The organism is Oleiphilus sp. HI0117 (assembly GCF_001635235.1).
The window spans coordinates 1-21,972 of the sequence record NZ_LWGA01000133.1; the positions used below are offsets into that span (position 1 = coordinate 1).

Annotated in this window: 20 protein-coding genes; 12 read left to right on the top strand and 8 right to left on the bottom strand. The window is 43.2% G+C overall.

From position 1 onward, the window contains the following. Window positions 1-888 (top strand): hypothetical protein (locus A3757_RS27445; RefSeq protein WP_231878185.1); only part of this gene is annotated, 888 nt, incomplete at its 5' end. Window positions 889-957: 69 nt separating this feature from the next. Continuing rightward, window positions 958-1,233, top strand: coding sequence for a hypothetical protein (locus A3757_RS01795; protein WP_068515084.1), 276 nt, complete (start codon window positions 958-960; stop codon window positions 1,231-1,233). 1,410 nt (window positions 1,234-2,643) lie between these two features. Here the strand turns inward: A3757_RS01795 and A3757_RS01800 are convergent. Next, a complete protein-coding gene (locus A3757_RS01800) occupies window positions 2,644-3,636 on the bottom strand; it encodes a GlxA family transcriptional regulator (RefSeq protein WP_068515087.1) in 993 nt (330 codons plus the stop codon). A 130-nt stretch (window positions 3,637-3,766) separates the two neighbouring features. Here A3757_RS01800 and A3757_RS01805 point away from each other — a divergent pair, with 130 nt between their 5' ends. Together A3757_RS01805 and A3757_RS01810 are read left to right on the top strand one after the other, a co-directional pair. Next, window positions 3,767-5,581 carry an acyl-CoA dehydrogenase gene (locus A3757_RS01805; RefSeq protein WP_068515089.1) on the top strand — a complete coding sequence of 605 codons (1,815 nt, stop codon included), beginning with the start codon at window positions 3,767-3,769 and terminating at the stop codon, window positions 5,579-5,581. Between the two features lie 126 nt (window positions 5,582-5,707). After that, a complete protein-coding gene (locus tag A3757_RS01810) occupies window positions 5,708-6,400 on the top strand; it encodes a crotonase/enoyl-CoA hydratase family protein (protein ID WP_231875513.1) in 693 nt (230 codons plus the stop codon). 36 nt (window positions 6,401-6,436) lie between these two features. Here A3757_RS01810 and A3757_RS01815 read toward each other — a convergent pair whose 3' ends face one another. After that, complete coding sequence (locus tag A3757_RS01815; RefSeq protein ID WP_068515095.1) at window positions 6,437-7,393, bottom strand: AEC family transporter; 957 nt, start codon at window positions 7,391-7,393, stop codon at window positions 6,437-6,439. Between the two features lie 272 nt (window positions 7,394-7,665). Between A3757_RS01815 and A3757_RS28000 the strand changes: the two genes are divergently transcribed. Continuing rightward, window positions 7,666-7,923 (top strand): efflux RND transporter permease subunit, encoded by a 258-nt coding sequence (locus A3757_RS28000; RefSeq protein ID WP_197469648.1) that lies wholly within the window; start codon window positions 7,666-7,668, stop codon window positions 7,921-7,923. Here the strand turns inward: A3757_RS28000 and A3757_RS01820 are convergent. Together A3757_RS01820 and A3757_RS01825 are read right to left on the bottom strand one after the other, a co-directional pair. Next, window positions 7,873-8,787 (bottom strand): lysophospholipid acyltransferase family protein, encoded by a 915-nt coding sequence (locus A3757_RS01820; protein ID WP_068515098.1) that lies wholly within the window; start codon window positions 8,785-8,787, stop codon window positions 7,873-7,875. The genes A3757_RS28000 and A3757_RS01820 overlap by 51 nt on opposite strands. 124 nt (window positions 8,788-8,911) lie before the next feature. Then, a complete protein-coding gene (locus tag A3757_RS01825; protein ID WP_068739044.1) occupies window positions 8,912-9,667 on the bottom strand; it encodes a glutathione S-transferase N-terminal domain-containing protein in 756 nt (251 codons plus the stop codon). A 197-nt stretch (window positions 9,668-9,864) separates the two neighbouring features. Between A3757_RS01825 and A3757_RS01830 the strand changes: the two genes are divergently transcribed. The 5 genes from A3757_RS01830 (at window position 9,865) to cysG (ending at window position 14,718) form a co-directional block, all read left to right on the top strand. Beyond that, the gene (locus A3757_RS01830) at window positions 9,865-11,283 is read left to right on the top strand and encodes an L-serine ammonia-lyase (RefSeq protein ID WP_068515102.1); all 1,419 of its coding nucleotides are present in this window, start codon (window positions 9,865-9,867) and stop codon (window positions 11,281-11,283) included. A gap of 35 nt (window positions 11,284-11,318) precedes the next feature. After that, on the top strand, window positions 11,319-11,495 hold the full coding sequence (locus tag A3757_RS28005; RefSeq protein WP_082865032.1) for a PCP reductase family protein: 177 nt from the start codon (window positions 11,319-11,321) through the stop codon (window positions 11,493-11,495). Window positions 11,496-11,580: 85 nt separating this feature from the next. Continuing rightward, window positions 11,581-11,949 (top strand): fluoride efflux transporter CrcB, encoded by a 369-nt coding sequence (crcB, locus tag A3757_RS01835; RefSeq protein ID WP_068515105.1) that lies wholly within the window; start codon window positions 11,581-11,583, stop codon window positions 11,947-11,949. A 62-nt stretch (window positions 11,950-12,011) separates the two neighbouring features. Continuing rightward, window positions 12,012-13,286 (top strand): serine--tRNA ligase, encoded by a 1,275-nt coding sequence (gene serS / locus A3757_RS01840; protein WP_068515108.1) that lies wholly within the window; start codon window positions 12,012-12,014, stop codon window positions 13,284-13,286. Between the two features lie 31 nt (window positions 13,287-13,317). Next, a complete protein-coding gene (gene cysG, locus A3757_RS01845) occupies window positions 13,318-14,718 on the top strand; it encodes a siroheme synthase CysG (protein WP_068634485.1) in 1,401 nt (466 codons plus the stop codon). A gap of 73 nt (window positions 14,719-14,791) precedes the next feature. Here the strand turns inward: cysG and A3757_RS01850 are convergent, their stop codons facing one another. Next, window positions 14,792-15,856, bottom strand: coding sequence for a 3-deoxy-7-phosphoheptulonate synthase (locus A3757_RS01850; protein ID WP_068509085.1), 1,065 nt, complete (start codon window positions 15,854-15,856; stop codon window positions 14,792-14,794). Window positions 15,857-16,141: 285 nt separating this feature from the next. Here A3757_RS01850 and A3757_RS01855 point away from each other — a divergent pair, with 285 nt between their 5' ends. Then, complete coding sequence (locus tag A3757_RS01855) at window positions 16,142-17,935, top strand: DUF1631 family protein (protein WP_197469649.1); 1,794 nt, start codon at window positions 16,142-16,144, stop codon at window positions 17,933-17,935. A gap of 14 nt (window positions 17,936-17,949) precedes the next feature. Continuing rightward, window positions 17,950-18,330, top strand: coding sequence for a PilZ domain-containing protein (locus A3757_RS01860; RefSeq protein WP_068509088.1), 381 nt, complete (start codon window positions 17,950-17,952; stop codon window positions 18,328-18,330). Window positions 18,331-18,347: 17 nt separating this feature from the next. On the opposite strand, the gene A3757_RS01865 is transcribed toward A3757_RS01860, so the two are convergent. The 3 genes from A3757_RS01865 to A3757_RS01875 all read right to left on the bottom strand — a co-directional run. Next, window positions 18,348-19,487, bottom strand: a complete 1,140-nt coding sequence (locus tag A3757_RS01865; protein ID WP_068509080.1) for an alpha/beta fold hydrolase — start codon at window positions 19,485-19,487, stop codon at window positions 18,348-18,350. Window positions 19,488-19,632: 145 nt separating this feature from the next. Further along, window positions 19,633-20,424: an enoyl-ACP reductase gene (locus A3757_RS01870; RefSeq protein WP_068509078.1), complete on the bottom strand. Its 792-nt coding sequence runs from the start codon at window positions 20,422-20,424 to the stop codon at window positions 19,633-19,635. Between the two features lie 101 nt (window positions 20,425-20,525). Further along, on the bottom strand, window positions 20,526-21,972 hold a 1,447-nt coding region (locus tag A3757_RS01875), incomplete at its 5' end, for an ABC transporter ATP-binding protein (RefSeq protein WP_068739065.1).

Sequence of the window (21,972 nt, forward strand, 5' to 3'; positions counted from 1 at the left end):
ATAGAACCTGGACTATACGAGGTGTCAGGAATAGGGGCTACACAGAAAGATGCATTTGAGGAGGCGTCAATTAATCTTAGCTATGGTCTCAACACAAAGGTAAGTTCCAAGTGCTTTGATATCGATAGCTCTAATTTTCAAGAAAATAGTATCCAGAGCTGTAAAAACAGTGTCAGAAGTCGGTCAGAGATTGGTTACACACCAATCATTTCTGTTGATAAATGCAGTGGGTTCCAGGTTGTGAGAATACGTTATGACGCAAGACCTCTGATTGATCGAATGGATTTGCTGTCGTTGGATTTAAAACATTCTGAGGAGCTATTAATTGATCAAAGAAAGCTAATTCCGTTCTCTGTATTGCTAAGAAATATAAGGAGTGGAAAGTTAAGGTTAAGGTTTGACTCAGGGAATCGTATATGGGCCATAGTGAAAGATTCTCAAACAATGTGGTTGACCACTAAGGACTTTATTAATCAAGTGCGCTGGGCAGGATGTGAGCAGGAAGATCGGTTTGAATTCTTGTTGGGCGCTAATTCCGTGAAAGCAGCAAGGCACGAACAGAACGTAAGAGTTAAAATCTCAAATAAGAACAAAGCACGTTTTGCTTCGCTTTGGGAGCTGGACAGCGGTGTTGGAGCAGAACTGATTGGTAGCAACTTGAATCCTGAGAACGGATTAAATAATAATATTCTGACTTTAGATTTCGCTAATTCACTTATTCAGAAGAAAATATTTATTTCATTGTTGCTTGATGAAAGGCTTTCTATCGACGGAGAGCAAGAGAATTTTACTCTAGATCAATTTCTGGAGGAGGTTGTGCTTAACGAGTTGGTTAGCGGCAACGGGCAGTTTTGTGCCTATACGGTTTATAACAAAGAGGCTCTTTAGATACGGATAACAACAAGTTAAAGCACTTGTCAAAGAAACTCAAACAGCGAATCACTGGGAGCGAAATTGATGGAAGCTAAAAATGGTAATGGATTGTTTGTTATTGACGAGAGGGGCAAATTTTATTTTACAGCGCAAGGTAAGGAGCAGCTTAGTGGGTTGTTCGAATTGGCAGGAATTGATTTTGATAATATCAGAAGCTTTGATGATTACATCAGAGCCCGAGAACACGCTTCCCCATATTTTGGTTTGTGGCTCAAGAAATACTGTGAAAGTTTGCCCGACAGTAATGACTACAGAATGATTAAAGCTTGCCTTCTTGAAAGACCGCTACATTTAGAGTGAACTTCGGTTTAAATAAATATGTGACTAGTGGTATGTAAGAAGATATTACGTATCACTGTACTTAATGAAAATTGAATCTGCCTTAGGTCTTGGTGCTGTATTGCAAAGATGTTGTGATTATTATCTCTGGATATATTCAGTAAGATCGGAGCTTTAGTCGCATGGCCGGTTTTCAGATTAGAACTTAAGATACTGGTAATGCGCACTAGCCTTTGAGGGGCAATAGCACTTACGTTTGGCTGCTGTCCGTGTTGATGGTTTTTTGCATCAAATAGTTTTATCGGTGAAAGTGCATGATGTAAGTACATGGCTGTAGTAATTCTCGAGTAATTTATGATTTCAAGTGTTCAGTTTAAAGTGTTAGAGTGTAAGCTTGTTCGTAAACTCTAATTGCACACTTTATTGAAAGCTTAGATAACTATACTCGTACAAACTAAAGGCTATGCCGCAGGAGGCGACGAAAATCCACGTCTCCCGTAACATTGAATAAAAAAATTGTTTTTTTTGATGGTGTATATATTTTGTCCAAAACAGTACTAATATAAGTACTAAAGAGGACTAATAAGTACTAGAGGGTTGAATAAGTTTGAATTATCCAATAAATTCAAATGGATACAGGCTTTAGTTTTCTGCTTAAGTACACCGTACTACGCTGTTAAGGACATGGTACTACGCCGTTAAGGACATGGTACTACGTCGTTTAGGACATCCTACTACGAAGGTTAAGTACATGATACTACGCGTTAAGTACATGCTACTACGTGCCTGTGGATAACTTTTTATTTACTGAAATAAACTACTGAACGTAGTATCTGAAGCTCTTTGGATTCGTTTTAAACGCAAGTGCATTGATGTGCAAAGCGAAGAAACTTTTGTACTTCGAATTTTAGGCTCACCGCCATTTGTTAGGTGAGATTTTCTGTAAATTATTGATATTTCATTGATCCCAGTAAAACCTAGGGTGTTTGGTGGGGCAAAATTGGGGCAAATGATGCGCACGTAAGCGCACTTTTATGCTAAAAATTCTTTTTAAGGGTGCCAAAAACTCTAGTATGCACGCTGATACCTAGACGTTTACTGCGTTCGAATCCCTGGCTCACCGCCATTTATTTCTTCCAGAAATAAGTGAAAACTTTCCTACGCTAAATCATTGTCTAGTTTCTAGAAATATCTTCTCAACTCTATTCTTGATTTTACTGTTTGATCAAATGGTTCAGACTCTAGTGAAATAAATAGACCGGAGTATCCAAGTACCCAGCCTTGTAACCAAGTACTCTGACAAGGTCTCGTTTGGTAAACTAAGATTGGCCTTGGTTATTTGTCTGCTGTACCTCTCGTGAATAATCGATAGAAATTTCCTCTCAGAAAGGACTAGCGTTCTTGCTGCACAGGCCCTGTGCTTCCAAGTTGTTAGCTCGGCACTTCAGGCCTACGTGAAAAACGAACACGAAAAGCGCCAGGAGACATAGATGTATGTTTTTTAAACAGGCGAATAAAAGAAGACATATCGTTGTAGCCGACTTCTTGGGTGATCTGTTCTAAAGACTTTTTACTGCCTTCTAGCATCCTTTTGGCAGATTCAATCCGAAGCTTCTGTACGTAGGTGATTGGTGTATCACTGGTAGCCGCTTTAAAGCGGCGTTTGAATGTCCTTGGTGTCATGTTGATACGCTCGGCAAGTTCGTCGATTGAAAAGTCTTCAGCAAAGTGATGTTCTAGCCAGTTTTGTAAGCTTATGATTTGCTTGTCTTGGTGGTAATGTTTGCCGGGTATACGTTTAATGCTACTAACCTTATCTTGGCCAATGTCGAAAACATATGACCGGGAGCTAGCTTGCGCGAGTTCATAGCCACAATAGCGCTCAATCAGAAACAGGCTCATATCAAACCAGGCCGTGCCGCCACCAGAGCAAAATATTTGCCCATCTTCTGTAATTAACTGGTCCGGCTGTAAGTCTACCTTTGGAAATTTCTGTGCAAACTGCTCGACGAAGCCCCAATGCGTCGTCGCTTTTTTGTGATCTAACATGCCTGTGTCGGCAAGCAGAAAAGCGCCGGTACAATTACATGCGATATCGCAGCCACCTTCATATAGTTTTCTGATCCATGGGAGTGCTGCTTTATTTAAAGCCAGTGTCTGAGCAATATCGCCAGCGATGGTCGGTATGACAAGCAGGTCACTTGAACTGATTTCTTCAATGGTTTTATGCGCATTGATTTCAATATTATTAGCACACCGAATTTTACCACCGTTTAAGCTAGCAATTTCGACATTGAATTGTCTGGATAGCTTATCTCCATGAATGTAATTCCAAGTAACGCCAACCGAAGCGAGTAAATCTGCCATACCGATAATTGCTGTAGCAAAGGCGTAATCAAACCCGAGAATGGTGACTTGCTTCATTGTTGTGTATCCAAGAATACTGGTGGCATAAACGGCATAGTTTAAGTCATAAAAGCCAGTTATGTAATCCCTCTCGATATGAGACAGTGATAGGTAAATAACCTATTCATCATTAAGAGGCTTGTAAGGCATGGAAACCGATTTATTAAATGAAAGAGACGTTCAGTTTCAGTTGTATGAAGTGCTTGAAACCGCCGCACTTACTGAGCGCGCTCGTTTTAATGAACATAATGTTGAAACCTTTAATGCAGCGATCTCTACAGCAAGACAAATTGCTGAGGATAAGTTTGCTAACCATAATGCCAAACTAGATTGTAATGAGCCCAGTTTTGATGGTGCGAAGGTAAGCATTCTGCCAGAGGTAAAAGAGGCCTTTGATGCGTTGGCTGAAGCAGGCTTTCTTGCAGGGCGAGATGACTACGAGTTAGGTGGGATGCAGTTGCCAGAAGTTATTATGGCTGCGTGTATGGGGTATTTCACAAGTGCTAACGCTTCATCAGCGGGTTATCCATTTTTAACGATAGCCGCAGCCAATTTAATCAAAACTTATGCTTCGGATGCGCTAAAAGGTAATTTCTTAAGCCCTATGTTAGCCGGTAAGTTCACTGGCACCATGGCAATGACAGAGCCTCATGCTGGGTCATCTTTAGCCGATATCACAACCCGAGCAAAAGCATCAGACACCGCAGGTCAATACCTGATCAAAGGAAATAAGATGTACATTTCGGGTGGCGATCATGAAATGGCCGACAATATTGTTCACCTTGTCTTGGCTAAAATTGACGGTGCGCCATCGGGCGTAAAAGGAATCTCGCTGTTCCTGGTTCCTAAATATAGATTGGATGACGATGGTAAACCGGCAGATCGTAATGATGTTGCATTAGCTGGGCTCATTCATAAATTGGGTTACCGCGGTACGACCTCGACCATGCTTTCATTTGGTGATAACAATGAATGTGTAGGGTATCTGATAGGCGAAGAGCACCAGGGCCTTCGCTATATGTTCCAAATGATGAATGAAGCGAGATTAGGCGTTTCGATGGGTGCCGCGATGATTGGCTATCGCGGGTATCTGAGTTCACTGTCTTATGCAAATGAGCGCTTACAAGGCCGCTTGGCGAGCCAAAAGGCGGATGACAAGCCTGTTGAGATTATCCAGCACGCCGACGTGCGTCGAATGCTGTTAGAGCAAAAAGCATACGTTGAAGGTGCAATGTCACTATGCCTGTTTGGTTATTTCTTATTAGATGATGTCAATACACACCCTGATGCAGACGAAAGAGAAAAATCAGAGCTCTTACTGGACTTACTGACACCCGTGATCAAATCATGGAGCTCCGAAGTTGGTGTAAAAGCGAATGATCTAGCGATTCAGGTGCTTGGCGGTGCAGGCTATACCAGAGAGTACCCTGTCGAACAATATTGGCGCGACAATAGGTTAAACCCAATTCATGAAGGAACGAATGGTATCCAGGCCTTGGATTTAGTGGGTCGCAAGCTATGGCAGCGCAACAGTAAAGGACTTCAAGTTCTGGTCTCTAAGGTGAATTTAGACCTTTCTCGTGCTAAAGAATCCAGTGAAAGGCTTCAAGCGTGGGCGCAAACAATTGAAGAACATTTGTCACTAGTGCATAGGGTTACTATGCAATTAGGCGCTGACCTTCAGAAAGAATCTCCTGACTTGACCTTATCTAATGCCAGTTCTTACCTTTCGATGTTTGCTCGCGTGGTGGTGTCGTGGCTGTGGTTACGCCAGGCCTTAGCGGCAGAAAAGGGGATTGCCGAAACTGAGCCCGCAAACCATGAAGAGCTTTCGTTTTACCGTGGCAAACTCCAGGCTGCTCAATATTATATTAAATGGCAATTACCATTAGCTAAGCACGAAGCAGATCTACTTTTGGGGCGAGACGATACCTGTTTTGAAATGCAGCCAAACTGGTTCTAGACCTTGAGACATAAACCAAATTCGAAAGCGGAGGAAAAAGTGAGCTATATTGAAGTCGATGTAAGAGGTTCGATCTTATTGATCAAGGTTAATCGAGCGGAAAAGTATAACGCGCTAACGGTCTAAATGTATCACGATATTGCACGAGCCTATTACCAGCTGGAGCATGATAATAATTTGTGTGTTGCCGTATTTTACGCAGAGGGAGAACATTTTTCAGCTGGCTTGGAGCTCACTGATTGGTTAGAGCCTCTTAAATCAGGAGGCTTGCCGCCTTTGCCTGAGAGAACCATAGACCCCTTTGCATTATCAGGCCCAAGCTTGTCGAAGCCTGTTATTATGGCGGTGCAAGGTTATAGCTATACCTGGGTGGTTGAGATGATGCTCAATACAGATATCAGAGTTGCTTCGGAGAATGCACGCTTTGCTCAGCTGGAGGTTCAGCGTGGTTTGTTTGCCTGTGGTGGGGCAACGATACGGTTACAGAATGAAATGGGTTGGGCCAATGCTCAACGATATTTACTCACGGGTGACGAGTGGTCGGCCGCTGATGCGTATCGCATGGGAATGATTCAGGAAATATGTGAGCCAGGGAAGCAGTTAGAATGTGCCTTAGCGCTAGCACAGAAGATCGCTAAGGCAGCTCCTTTGGCTGTACGTGGAAGCTTGACTTCATCTAAGCTTGCAAGACAAGAAGGCGAGGCATCGGCCATAAAGCAACTTTTTCCTAGCTTAAAGCCCGTCATTGAGTCAGAAGATATGAATGAGGGAGTTCAGTCATTTATCGAGCGTCGTGATGCGGTCTTCGTAGGGCGTTAAGCCCTGAAGGATCAATTTAACAAAGACGAGGCACGCTTAGGCCAAACCTAATGCCCGCAGTACAAATATTCCTGTGCTTACTGTTAATAGTGACAGTACGGTGGATAAAGCGATAATCGTTGCGGCCAATTCGGCGTTGCCTCGCATGGCCTTAGCCATTACGAAACTCGCTGTAGCTGTGGGGCTTGCGAACATAAGAAACAAAGTACCCAATGCTAAATCTTTAAAACCCATCACTAAGGCGGCAAGGGTGAACAGCAATGGCAATCCAACAAGCTTCAGTAAAGTTGCTTTTAATGCAAGATGATTGCTATCTTTTAATTCATTTAACTTGATCGAACCGCCTACGCAAATCAATGCTAGAGGCAAAGTCATGTTTGCAAAGTACTCGCCGCTTTTCATAATGATGGCTGGTGGCTCTAACTGCAGGAGGTTAAGCACAAGTGCTGTAACAATGGCGATGATCAGCGGGTTTTTCGCCATGTCTTTTGCCATCGATAGCCAATCAAAACGTTTATCTGAATGGAACGGTAATGTCAGCGCAAAGACAGACAGGACATTATAAAGCAGTGTTAAAAAAGCCAGTAGAATAGAGCCGACAGCTAAACCTTCATCGCCATACATGTTCATGCAAAGTGCTAGGCCAACGATACCCATATTTCCACGAAAGGCTCCTTGTACAAAAACGCCTCTATTTTCTGGTAGAAGTTTCATCGTGCCGCTTAGCCGCCAGCAGGCTAGGAATCCAGCTACAGTTACAAGCAAAGCAAACATAACTTGCCTAGTATCAAAAACGGCTGATAGGTCAGATTCCAGTACTTTGATAAATAACAGAGCGGGTAATGCGATGGTGAAAACGAGTTTTGAGCCGGAATTGATGAAACTTTCAGTTAACCAGCTTGTTCGTCGAAGGAACCACCCTAGAAATACAATGATAAAAATGGGTAAGGTAATATTTGAGGTGTACAATAGTAAATCAAGAAAAGATGACAATGGAGTCTCTCAAAAAGCGTAATTTGTAGCTAAGTATATGCGATTTATCAGTTGAGTTCCGAAAAGTGCTTTAAGCAAAGCTAGTTTCGATACAAATTTAGCTTTTATGTCTCCTCAGCGTTTTCCCTAGGCTTGTGTGGCTGTCTTTTCGAGCGGTAAAGTTTGGCATGAAGCTCCTGAATTAATCGCAAACCGAATATGTAGTTTATTGATCAATTGCGTCTTCTGATGTTGTCTAGGTATTTGTTACTAATCCTTTCGTCTCCCACCTTTTGGTGATGGTATTTATTCCGCTGGGGTTAATTGGTGTTTTTCCAAGTCATTGGCTGCTCAGGCAAAGCTTTTCTGCAGCTACAATGATAGATGTAATTGCTCTGGCAGGCGTAGCTGTAAGGAATTCTTTGCTTATTGTTGATTTTATAACAGTGCGTGTTGAGCATGGCAGTAGCGTCGAAGACGCTGTAAGCGAAGTTTGTGTGCTAATAAAATTTAGCTTCACCGGGGGGGCGTGTTTTAAAGCGCTTGTGTAGCCATAAATACTGACTAGGATGCCTTCGGATCGACTCTTCTAAGAGCTTATTCCATGCTCTGGCATCGGCTTCATTGTCTTCACCAAAGTTTTCAAGGATGGGAGAAAAGTAGATTTCATAGCGGCCATTAGGGAGGCGGTATTGCGAGACATGGATGACAGCTGCCCCAGATTCGCGAGCGATCCAGCTAGGAGTCGATATACAGGCGGCATCGATACCAAAGAATGGAGCAAAAAGGTCGCACTTTTTGCCGAAATCCTGGTCAGGTGCATACCAGACTTCACCGCCTTCTTTCATAAACTGAATCATTTCTTTCAGTTGTCTTTTATGGAAGCTTTCAATATCAACATTTCTCTGGCGTCCACTTTCAATCATCCAATCAACTACCGGATTGTTGTTGGGTCGATACATATAGCCAGGTTTTTGAAGTTGTGCTGCGATAAACGGCAGGGCAATATCGAAAATACCAAAATGCCCACCTAAAAGAAATACGCCGCCACCTCGTTTCTCTGCTTCTTTTAAGTGTTCTAGGCCATAGACTTCTACCTTGCTCATATAAGGGCTAAGGTCACGCCACCAGGACTGAAGTGTTTCTATGAAGCCTTCAGACGTAGATGTGAATACATCTTTTACCAACTGTTCGCGTTCATTATCACTTAACTCTGGAAAGCAGGCATCAATATTCTGTCGGCATGCCTTAACTCTGCTTTTCATTTTATTGTGAGTGAGGTTGCCCAACTTTTTAGCAATAGAGTGCTTCCACAATAAGGGTAGGTGTGCAATGGAGAACAGTACAAACACAATGAGCCAGGTAAGCAGAAATGAGGGGTGCCAAAGCGGTCGTTGTTTTTTAGGTTTAGCCATGAGGTGTAATGCCGTATCAAAGGAACAAAATTAGCGCCGGATATTACTGGTTTTAAAGTTGTAACACTAGCGCTTATGGCTAACTAAAGAAAATAAGAGGCTATATATGCTGTGTCAACGCGTTTTATTGCGCGTAAGTGGACTCTAAATAGCGAGCAATTTCTTGAGACTCAAACATTTCTGTTCCGGTATTGGGATCAATAAGAAACGGTACTTGCACGTTTCCATGTTTTTTAAAGAAATCATCGCGCTTGGTGTTTTCTAATGGTTGATAAGCGCCAATGCTGAAGCGGAAGTTTGCCGGACCCATATCAGCTAGTTGCTGCTTGCCCAAATTGATCAGTAAGTATGGCAATTCAAGTTCGCATAGTTTTTCTCTTACTACACGAGAAAAAGGGCTGGATTCGAAGCTATATAGCGTCAATGGGAGTTTAGCCGCTTTTGCAGGGCGCGCGTGGACACCTGCATTATTACGTAAAACACTAGCCAGTTTGGATGCCGTATCATTCATTAAACTGCGGCGGAGTTGCTTAGGGACTTCCAAGCCCCTGTACTCTTTAAATAGGTAAGTAACAATTTCATCGCGGCCAGCAATATTGAGGTCAGTGTTGGGGGCGAATAACCTTGGGAGCGTCTGGCTGCCGGATTCTTGTGCAAGTTTTTTTATATCACGCCCACCGATTGGGCAGGGGGCTACCATTGCATCAAGGTTGAGTTCGGTCAGTGCTTCCCTGACAAACCGACATTCCGGGCAACCTTCTCTGTCGAATATAACCAGCTCCTGCTCAGGTTGTATTGCAACCTTGCTCGCTGACGTGCCACGCCAAACACGTAGTGTTGATGCAAGGGTAGACGTGGTGATGTCGAATAAGTTTTTCATAGCGATCCTCCATAATAAGCACGGCTGCATTGTAAGGCTTAATCGTTTGTTTGTCATAGACAAATATCGGCTGTGTCTACCCATAAATTATTATATGAGGCTGTAAGTTCAGGCTGAGTTACGGGTTTAAGGCTATAATAAGATGATTATGGTTTGTTGCTACCTGCATAGAAAGAAATCACGCGTGAGGTTGTATTATGTTCACGAGTATTACAGATCTATTTAAACTAGGTATTGGACCTTCCAGCTCTCATACTAATGGCCCTATGATTGCCGCAAAGGACTTCGTCACTAAGATAAAGGCTATAAATCCCACCTTTCTTAAAGGCAAGCGCCTTAATCTTAGGTGCCGCTTGACAGGTTCCTTAGCGTATACGGGTATTGGTCATGGTACAGATACGGCAATCCTTCTGGGTCTCAATGGCTATTCGCCGGCACAGGCCGCTAAGCTTTCATTCAACGGTAATTTAGAAAAAGCGATTGATAGTTTTCAGCAAAAAAACTTTATCGAAATTGTTCAAGGTGTGTGTGTAAACTTTGGCCCAGCGTCGGGAATAGAGTTTGATATGAAGCTCGTGTACCCGGAACATCCGAATGGTTTCAGCTTTACGCTATCAAGTGCTGGTGAGAAAGAACGGGTCATTTTGTCTGAAACGTACTTTTCCGTTGGTGGCGGTTTTATTTTAACTAAAGATGAACTTGCCGATAAGAGTAAGCGCCAAAAGGAGAAAAAAGGGAGGCGTAAAGTGCCGTTCGGCCACAGCCAGAAACATACCTATTCAAACATGAGTGAGTTGCTGTCTATCGCCGAGAAAGAAGATAAAAGCTTTGCAGTAATTCAGATGGAAAATGAATGCATGAGTAGTGCTGAGAGTGTTACTGAGGCAAATATTTGCACAGTTAAGGAGGCGATGTTTGCAAGCATAGAACGTGGTTTATCTGCTGATGGGCAACTGCCCGGAGGACTGTTATTAGAGCGGCGTGCAAACAAGTTATATTCCGATCTTAGCGCGAATCCCAGTAATGCTAGTGTCAATGATTGGCTTTGTGCATACGCAATGGCGGTCAATGAAGAGAATGCTGCGGGACAAGCAGTCGTAACCGCGCCAACAAACGGTGCGGCGGGTGTAGTCCCAGCATTGCTTTATTATCTAACCAAGCATGAAGAGATTTCAGAATCTAAGTCACGAGAGTTTCTGCTAACTGCGACAGTCATCGGCGCGATAATTAAAGATACTGGCTCTATATCGGGGGCTGAGGTCGGTTGCCAAGGGGAAATCGGTTCTGCCTCAGCGATGGCGGCAGCTGCTTGCTGTGCTGTCATGGGGGGGACTATTTGGCAAATAGAAAATGCAGCAGAGATTGCCCTAGAACACCATTTAGGTATGACTTGCGATCCGGTAAAAGGTCTTGTTCAAGTACCTTGTATAGAGCGGAACGGATTTGGTGCCATCAAAGCCTATGCGGCTGCGTCACTTGCGATGCACGGTAACGGTAGCCATTTAATTACCTTGGATAATTGTATTGCGGCGATGAAGCAAACTGGTGAGGCAATGTCAGAAGAGTTCAAGGAAACCTCTCAGGGAGGGTTAGCAGTCAGGTGGGTAGACTGTTAACATTATCTGAATAAATTAGGTATGGGAGATAAAGGATGACAGAAAGCGCAATCGTTTGGCGCAGTTGCGCAAAGGCACGCTTGAAGAAGGTCCCTTTTTTCATTAGGCCATTTGTAAAATCCCGCGTAGAAAAAGTTGCCAGGGCTCGTAATTTAACAGAGATAAATGAGGGCTTGCTAATTGAAATTAAACGAAAAGAAATGCCCGGTTAGAGTGGGAATATTCGTTTTTTCGGTGTGTTTTATCGTCTTTTCGCGGTAAACTCTGCGAGTGTTATAAAGGAACCTCAAATCTCTAATGAATCACTTGTTACTGATCGCCGTTGCTGGCGCCCTGGGCGCGCTTGCGCGTTATGGGCTCGTTTCCCTTGTAGGCTCTCGAGCATTCCCTTGGGGTACTATGACCGCGAACATTCTAGGCTCATTATTGATGGGCTTTGCCTATGTATATATCGTTGAGAAAAGTATCGTTCCTGCTGACATGAAGCCTTTCGTTATGACCGGGTTTCTTGGCGCGTTTACGACGTTCTCTACTTTTTCGCTTGAGGCCTGGCAATTGCTGGATCGTGGCGAAATATTAATTGCTGCATTTTATATTATAGGTACAACACTGATTTGCATTGTCGCGCTATTTGCCGGGGTGCTGATCTCGCGCGCTAGCCTCTAAGAATATTAAATACCAAAACATTACTAATTTAACGACTAAACATTAACGCAAGAATTTTATTTATGTTAGATCCAAAACTCGTCCGCACCGAAACCAATGAAATCGCTGAAAAGCTGGCAATAAAGAAGTATAAGTTTGATACAGACTTGTTTTCATCCCTAGAAGAGTCGCGTAAGCAAATACAGTCAAAGACTGAAGAGCTTCAAAATGAACGCAACACTCGCTCAAAATCGATTGGTAAAGCCAAAGCGGCCGGAGAAGATATTGCGCCACTAATTGCCGAAATGGATACAATTGGTGCTTCTTTAGAATCTGCAAAGGCGGAATTAAGTGAAGTGCAGGATCAGTTAAACGATTTGCTTGCAGGCATGCCTAATATACCAGACTCTGAAGTGCCTGAAGGTAATTCTGAAGATGATAACGTCGAAGTATTAAAGTGGGGTGAGCCTGGAAAATTTGATTTCGAGGTTAAAGATCACGTAGCTTTAGGTGACATCAATAAACAATTAGACTTTGAAACTGCAAGTAAATTGACCGGTTCACGTTTTGTGGTGATGCGCGGACAGTTAGCCAAGCTTCATCGTGCTTTAGCGCAGTTCATGCTTGATACGCATTCAGCTGAAAATGGTTATGAAGAAGTCTACCTTCCTTACGTTGTTAATAGTGACTCATTGTTCGGAACTGGTCAGTTACCGAAGTTTGAAGAAGATTTATTTAAATTGCATGCAGACAGAGAGTTTTACTTAATCCCGACGGCAGAGGTTCCTGCAACCAATATTGTTCGCGATGAGATTATCGACTCGGCCAAGCTGCCTATCAAACTTGTTTGCCATACACCATGTTTTAGAAGTGAGGCTGGATCCTATGGTCGTGATGTGCGCGGTATGATTCGTCAGCATCAATTCGACAAGGTTGAGATGGTTCAGATCGTTAAGCCGGAAGATTCAGCCCAAGCACTAGAGGCCTTGACGGGACATGCTGAAGGTATTTTACAAAAGCTGGGTTTGCCGTACCGAAAAGTATTGTTGTGTGGTGGTGACCTGGGCTTTTCTGCTGTGAAGACCTACGATCTTGAAGTTTGGCTGCCCGGACAGAAAGCCTATCGTGAGATTTCCTCTTGCAGTAATACAAAGGATTTTCAGGCTCGTCGTATGCAGGCTCGATACCGCTCTCCTGAAATGAAAAAACCACAACTTGTTCATACTTTAAATGGTTCTGGTCTAGCGGTCGGTCGTACGATGATTGCGGTGATGGAGAACTATCAGCAAGAAGATGGTTCGATTAAAGTTCCTGAAGTGCTTGTTCCTTATATGGGCGGACTTGAAGTCATTGCTTAGTTTATCAACGGTCTGTAACTGAGGAGTCACGATGGATTTTTTACCACTTTTTTTTAGTTTAAAAGGTAGTCGTGTCCTTGTGGTCGGAGACTCCGCAGCTGCTGCACGTAAAATAGAAGTATTACTTAAAACCAAGTGCAAAGTACGCTTGGCTACAGACACTCTGACCGATCAAGGCTTAAAAGCATTGGTCGAAACTAATGACATAGAGCGTGTTTCGCTGACTGCAGAGAGCCCTAATAATGATTTGGTCTGGGGGCGTATCAGCTTAGCTGTCGCAGCGTCTGAAGATAAGGTTGTTAATGAAGCTATAGCAAAGACTGCTAAGCAGAGAAATATCCCGATTAACGTCGTTAATCGAGTAGATATTAGTGATTTCGTATTTCCTTCTATTATTGACCGCTCACCTGTTATTGCCGCGGTATCTAGTAGTGGTGAATTGCCTATTTTAACGCGTTTGGTTCGTAGTCGTTTAGAGGCAAACCTTCCACATGCTTTTGGCCGTATGGCGATGATCGCTAAAAAGTACCGGCAGCAGGTACGTGAGGGTGTTGATGGTATTAATGCGAGAAGGCGCTTTTGGGAAAAACACTTGGAAGGTAAGTTCTCTGAGTTGGTTTTTTCAGGAAAGGAAGAAGACGCTGTTGACCTATTAGAGTCTGCCATTGAAGATCTTTCTTCTACTGCGCCAAGTAATGACGGTGAGGTTTACTTGGTCGGCGCAGGGCCCGGAGATCCCGACTTATTAACGTTCAAGGCTTTGCGCTTGATTCGCCAGGCAGATATCGTTTTGTACGATCGTTTGGTATCTGAACCAATATTAGAGCTTGTCAGGCATGATGCGGAGCGTATTAATGTTGGAAAGGAGCGTTCAAATCACCTTGTCCCACAAGAGTCGATTAACGAATTGCTTGTTAAGTACGCAAAGCAGGGTAAGAGAGTACTGCGTTTGAAAGGCGGCGACCCATTTATATTTGGTCGTGGTGGCGAAGAAATAGAAACGCTGGCAGAAGAGGGAGTGAGTTTCCAGGTTGTGCCAGGAATTACTGCTGCATCGGGCTGTTCCGCTTATTCAGGCATACCTTTAACTCATCGCGACTATTCTCAATCGGTACGTTTTGTTACTGGCCACTTAAAGAACGATACTTGTGATCTTCCCTGGCATGAATTAGTTCAGGAGAATCAGACCCTGGTTTTTTATATGGGCTTAACGGGGCTTGCAACCATCTGTTCATCTCTGATTGAGAATGGGATGCGTACTGATAAGCCTATAGCTCTGGTTTCCAAAGGGACAACAAGGCATCAAAAGGTTTATGAAGGAACGCTGTCAACTATTGTGGATATTATCAAGAACCAAAAGGTTGCCGCTCCGACTTTAATTATTATTGGCGATGTTGTTAGCTTGCGCGATAAGCTGAAATGGTTGGAGTGACCATTTGTGCTTATCAATAAAAAAGCCGCTCAGATTGAGCGGCTTTTTTATTACTTTAAATCGTTTGAACTGTTTATCGCTTAGGTAGCACGTCTTTTAGTTTCTCGTGCATTTCCAGTAACGATTTTTCAGTTGTCTCCCAGTCGATACAAGCATCGGTAACTGATACGCCGTACTCAAGCTGAGATAAATCTTCAGGAATCGATTGGTTACCAAACTTAAGATTGCTCTCAACCATAATGCCAACGATAGATTTGTTGCCGTCGATGATCTGATTGCAAACGTCCTGCATAACCAGTGGCTGCAGGTTAGCATCTTTGTTTGAGTTTGCGTGGCTGCAATCAATCATTATGTTCTTACTAAGTTTTGCTTTCTCAAGTTCCTGCTCGCATAGTGCAACGTTAACTGAGTCATAATTAGGTTTACCGCCACCACCACGCAAGACAACGTGAGAATATGGGTTGCCTTTAGTGCGAACTACCGATACTTGTCCTTCGCGATTAATCCCTAAAAAGCTATGAGGGTGTGATGCAGATTTAAGTGCATTCATCGCAACGCCAAGGCCGCCGTCTGTGCCATTCTTAAAGCCGATTGCAACTGACAAACCGCTACTCATTTCGCGGTGTGTTTGGGACTCTGTGGTACGCGCACCAATAGCAGACCAGGAAATTGTATCTTGCAAGTATTGTGGTGAGATTGGATCAAGTGCTTCGGTAGCGGTAGGTAGGCCCATATCGCAAATGTCTATTAGTAGTTGGCGGCCAATATGCAGGCCTTCTTCAACTTCAAATGAATCATTTAGGTGAGGGTCATTGATAAGACCTTTCCATCCAACAGTTGTTCGAGGTTTTTCAAAATAGACACGCATCACGATGTACAGGGAGTCAGATACTTTGTCGGACAAAGCTTTCAGCTTTTTTGCGTATTCCTTAGCAGCATCAACGTCATGAATTGAGCAAGGGCCAATGACGACAAAAATTCGATGATCCTTTCGGTCAAGAATATCGTTAATTGTCTGACGCCCATTTGTCACAGATTCGATTGCTTTTTCTGTAAGTGGAATCTCTTTCTTTAACTGCTCGGGTGTGATTAACACTTCGTGAGAAGCGATATTTACGTTATCTAATTTGTTGCTCATTTTCTCTCAACTTATCCCAAAAACTATTAGGCTGCTTGATTCGTGAATTCTAGTGCAAGAATAAACCTGCTATCCAAGGTTGTTTTTCTAACGATAGACGGAACTGTAAAAATTAAAAGTAATGTTGCTGGATACAGGGATGGATTGCAATGATGTAGAGCAACTAAAAATGTATTTTTTTACAGCGTATTGAATATAGATAACTATAATGAAGCGTATGGAAAAAATTAATGCAGTAATTTCTTCGTGAGCCGCCTTAGTAATGACTTGAGTTTTGTGAGGGCTTTGTGTCAAAAGCTACGTGTGCCTGAGCTTAAGTATCTACAGGATTTTGGCACTAGTACCGACAAAACTCTAGATTTAGAGGGTGTTCGACAGCACTTTGTCTTAGAAGTAGGTCAGTACGAAGTGAGCTTGTTAGATCATCTAAAGAAGCATTATGAAGGCGCACAGAAAAGTGGCGTTAATAATATTGCTTTTATCTTGGACCGTTGCTTCGACGTTTGGCTCCGCAAGAATTGCTTCCCCCATGAAATTGCGAACATTTTATCTGTCTGGCGCTTTTCATTATTTACGATCATTTTTCTAGAGCAAAAAAAAGTTTTTCAGCAAGAAGGGGTTGACCAAAAGAAAATACTTGCTTCTGTCATTGGCTTGCTTGAACTGATAGCTACAGACTGTATTGGCTGGAGCGCCGTCCCCGAGCGTTCCAAGCACTTACTTCTTGAACAATTGAATGACGTCAGCACTCAAGTAATAGCAAATCTCCATTCAAACCTGGAGCTGATTGAGGATGCTGAACTTAAGTGGAAAGACTTCCAAGATAAGCAACGCTCAAAGTTTACAAAGGTTACTCAGCGTCTAATCGAGTCAGAGTCTCAATTATGCTGGAAACGTTTCAGCTTTTGGTGTGCACAAAGCTACATTGATTCGGTTTTTGCACGTAAAAAACTTCCCGAGAGTTTACAGTGCTTTCTGGATTCTTATTGGCTTAACAGTGTGGCTGTACATTTGGTATGCGAAGACGGTCTTCATGTGCGTCTGGATGCCGAAATCGACAAATTGACCCAGTCTTTGATGAAGGCCTTTTGCCAGCAGGGCAAGGCTTTATTTCAGTTAGCTGATAGCTTGGTTGACGATCTCAAGAAGGTTCTTGATAGATCGAATATTGCTTACGACGAAAGCATATTCAATGCCTTAGAAGAAAGTATGGTTTCATTGCTTAAACAAGAGTTCTGCGATTCTTTTGTTCCCTATACTTCAGTACCGACTGATATAACACTTAATGAACAATTTAGTCATTTCGATATCTCAAGAATATTATATAAAGATGAGGTTGGTGATAGCTCCGTACCTCAAAATGATTCGGTAGAAAAACTCAATCTTGAAGAAAGTGACTGGTTTGTAATGGGTACAGACCAAGCTAGTTCACCTTCAATGATATTATTGAACCGCTTTGACTATGCTGGCTTGTTTTTGTTTGGTAATTATTTGGGGATGAAAACGGGCATATATACCCGTCAGGAGTTAGACCACTTGCTCAATCAAGGTGAGATTAAACCTTACAAGCAAGGGGAGTCATTCTCTGTTGTGTTTAATGCTTGTGTTAAGGGGCTGATGCGAGTAGCTGATTCACAGCAGAAAGCCAGAATCGCTGCCGCCGAGAAAGCGAAAGAAGAAGCAGAGAGACTGCTCGAAGAAAAACGACTTGCCGAAGAAGAGGCAGAAAAGAGAGCGCAGGAAATTGCCGAACGTACTAAAGAACTACTTAAAAGGCGCGAAGATAAGAAAAAAGCCCAACTTGAAGTATCAGCACTAGCGAAAGTACAGAAATTGACTATAGGTGCTTGGGTCTCACTTACGATTGGTGACCAAGCGGAGCGCTATAAGCTAGTAGTGAAGATTGCTGCGAGTAGTAAATTCATTTTTGTTGATAAGCTCGGGATTAAGAAAAAGGAATATAAAGAAGTTGACCTTGTGGACCTTGTTGTGACAAACAAAATGGAATTTTTGAGCGACGGAGCAGAATTTGAAGACAGCTTGCAAAGGGTTGTAAGCCGATTGCGTATGGCAAAATAAAAATGGTTACTAGCATGAATGATGAAGACTTAAAAAAGTACTTTGATATTGATGAGAAGCGAGTAGAAGCGCGTTTGAACGTTGATGCAGATATTTATATTGAAACAGTGTCACGTGAACCTGGGGATGATAGACCTGCTCACGTTGTACAATGTGAATGTGTTGATTTGTCCGCGAATGGCCTTCAAGCCTATGTCGATGAACCTCTAACGCAAGGCGCTATTCACAGTCTTATAATTGATCTGCCAGAACAAAATAAAAACTTCAGGTTAACCGCAGAAGTGAGATGGGTAAAACCATATAAGTCTGATTATCTAACCGGCTTACTACTTTACGATTCCGATGGGACTGAAATAGTAGATTGGAAGTTTCTGATGTCAAAATACCTTAACTAATACGTAAGGCTTTTGAACTACTCCGCGTCTTCCATTTCTTCAAGCTCTGTGCCAAACAGTGAGTCTTTGTCAAATTCGTTCAAGTGGTCTTCGATTGATAGGCCATTGCCTACACCGTTATTAAGGCTTGGTACAGGTTCTTCGTTAATGAATGCCGCAGCATCAGCAGCCGTTAGTTCTTTACCTTCTTCCATTAGCGCGTGGCCGTAGTTTGGATAGGTGACCAAGGTTGAGTTAGGCAGCGCCTTATGCCAGCGTTGCGCATGGCTAGGGTCTCCCCACTTATCGGACTGACCCCACATGATAAGCGAAGGAACTTCAATTTCGCTGAGATCGAGCAGCATGCCATGCTCCATTAAAGCACGGACAAGTTTCAGCTGTTTGATGTTGGTCGCGTGGGTACCTTCAGTTTGGGCAAGGTGCAGATACCTCTCGGTTACGGCGCGCGATGGTTTTTCCAGACCATAAAAGTCTTGAACAATTTCAGTGATAACGCCTGAGGGTTGTATGTATTTGCTGAATATATCCATGCCAGACGTTGTGGCATAGTTAAGTATCCATGGTAACTCTTGTTGGAATCCTTTAGGGCTAATTAGTACAAGCTTATCCAATTTTTCGGGGTGCTGCAGACCCGCGTACTGTGCGGCCAAATAACCGGAGTAGGAACTGCCAATAAGCGAAAATTTATTTATGCCAAGATCTTCAATAAAGTATTCAAGTGTGTGGACAATGTAATCGCTCGATAAATTTTCGGCGCAAGTGTCTGTACTATCAGAAACACAGTGTGGTGCGCCAGTAAGCCCTGATCCTGGCAGGTCTATTGCGATCAATCTAAAGTCATTACTCAGAATGTCGATCCAATCCTCCCAAGCATGAAGTGAGGAAAGTTCGCTGTGAAGTAGAAGTATTACAGGGCCTTCGCCTACGTCGCGATAATGGATTTTTGTATTAAAGTCGTTTTCGATCCACTGGGAGTCACTATAACTATACTTGCTCGTAATGTACCAGTCAGGTAGCTCGGAAAAGCCAAGAAAATTAGACAAGGAGGTCGAAGATTGAGACGCCTGCTTGATGTTTGCGCAGCCGCCTAGACTTAGGGCGAAGGTAAATGTCAATAGGACAAAAGCAAGCCTAATGCGGTAAAAAAGACGTTCCACTATACGTATCCATCACAAAAATTAAACGTCGCACAAAGATGTACAAGGCATGTACAAAAGCACTTCTCAAGGACTGCATAGACTACCAGTATGTGCTTACCGTTTTCAGTGACGTAGTCCTTAAAATAGCAGTTATCTAAGCGGTTTAGCTTTCTTCTAGTGAACGCATGCCGCTAGTATTAAAGCCACCATCAACAAATAATACTTCTCCGCTAATTCCGCTAGCTAGATCTGAGCATAAAAAAGCAGCAGCATTGCCAACTTCGTCAATAGTCACGTTACGTCTAAGTGGTGTTTGCTGTTCATTTTCAGATAGCATTTTTCGGAAGTTCTTAATGCCGGATGCAGCCAATGTACGAATGGGGCCAGCTGATATGGCGTTAACACGCGTTCCTTCAGGCCCAAGGCTACCGGCCATATAACGAACGTTTGCTTCAAGACTGGCCTTTGCCAAGCCCATTACGTTGTAGTTTGGCAAGGTTCTTTCTGAGCCTAAGTAGGTTAGGGTTAGTAATGACCCATTTCGCCCTTTCATTAACTCACGGCTTGCTTTCGCCAAAGCAACAAAGCTATAAGAGCTAATATCATGAGCGATTTGAAAACCTTCACGGGTGGTTACATCAACATAATCACCGTTTAGTTCGTGGGCGGGAGCGTAGCCTACGGAATGCACGATTATATCAATGCCATCCCACACCTTAGCAATCTCTTCGAAGACCTGAGAAATTTGCTCGTCGTCGGCAACATCGCAGGGTAGAATTAGCTTTGATCCCCATGCTTCACCAAACCCTTCAACTCGCTTTTTCAACTTCTCGTTTTGATAGGTTAACGCTATTTCTGCGCCTTCTCGGTGAAAGGCATTAGCGATACCGGTTGCAATCGATAGCTTGCTTGCAATGCCAACTATAAGAACTTTTTTACCTGCTAAGAAACCCATAATCTATTACCTGGAACCAATTGAAAGTGCTGTCTAAGCGAGAAGGTAGCTCGCAATTAATCTATGCTGATGTTAAGAATATACCACTTGCTGAGATATTTTTATGAATAAAAATAGGCCGCATCTAATAAGTTTTTTGTATAGTCATGTTGAGGTGCGTCAAAAAGAGTTTCACAGTCGTTTTCTTCGATAACGTCTCCATGGCGCATAACTAATACTCTGTGACTTAATGCTCGTACGACTGCGAGGTCGTGACTAATGAATAAGTAGGCGATTTGGTACTTTTCCTGAAGGTGTCTCAGCAAATCTATCACTTGGTTTTGGACAGTACGATCTAAAGCAGATGTTGGCTCGTCGAGTATTATTAGCTTGGGCTTAAGGACGAGCGCTCGTGCAATTGCAATTCGTTGCCTTTGTCCACCGGAAAACTCGTGTGGATAACGATGGCGCATGCCCGGGTCGAGTTCGACCTCTTCGAGCACTTTAATGATTATTTGTTCTCGTTCGTCAGGAGTTCCAATGTTATGTATTTCTAAGCCCTCGTTAATGATTTGCATAATTGACATGCGAGGACTGAGGCTGCCATAGGGGTCCTGAAAGACAATTTGCATTTCTTTTCGGAAGGGGCGGAATGCTTGTTGGTCAAGATTGTGAGTGGGCTTACCTTCAAAGAATATCTCACCTTCACATTGCTGAAGTCTAAGTAAAGCGAGGCCGAGGGTGGTTTTTCCGCTGCCGCTTTCGCCGACGATACCAAGAGTTTCGCCTGCTTTTAGTTTTATTGAGATGTCTTTAGTTGCCTTTAAGAACTCAAGAGGCTTGCCCCAGAAACTTTTCTTAGTAGGAAACCATACGTTGATGTCCTTACTTTCTAAAATTGTTTTAGCGTCGTTCGGGATTTTCTTAGGTGAGCCGCTAGGGTCAGAGTTAATAAGTAGCTTCGTATACTCTTGCTTTGGAGTAGCGAAGATATCTTCGCAATATCCAGATTCGATGAGTTTTCCATGGTGCATCACTACCACTTCGTCTGCATAATGGCGTACGATGCTCAGGTCGTGGGAAATAAGAATGACGGACATTCCAAACTTTTTTTGTAACCCCCGGATTAACTCAAGTACCTGCTTTTGTACGGTTACATCCAACGCTGTTGTTGGCTCATCTGCGATGAGTATGTCTGGTTCGTTGGCTAGCGCCATAGCGATCATTACGCGCTGCTTTTGTCCGCCTGATAGTTGGTGAGGATAGGATCCCAGGCGAGACTCAGGCTCAGGAATACCAACTAGATCTAGTAATTCGATAACACGCTTACGAGCGGCTCGAGTTGAATGAGCGCTGTGTAACTGTATTGATTCGGCAATTTGTTTCTCAATCGTATGTAGCGGATTAAGTGACGTCATTGGCTCCTGAAAGATCATGCCAATTTTACCGCCACGCACACTTCTTAATTCAGTCTCGCTTGCTTTTAAAAGGTCTTTGTTTTGAAAAAGGATTTCGCCACTCGGGTAAGACGTTTTATTTCTTGGATGTAAGCCGAGAATCGCCTGGGCA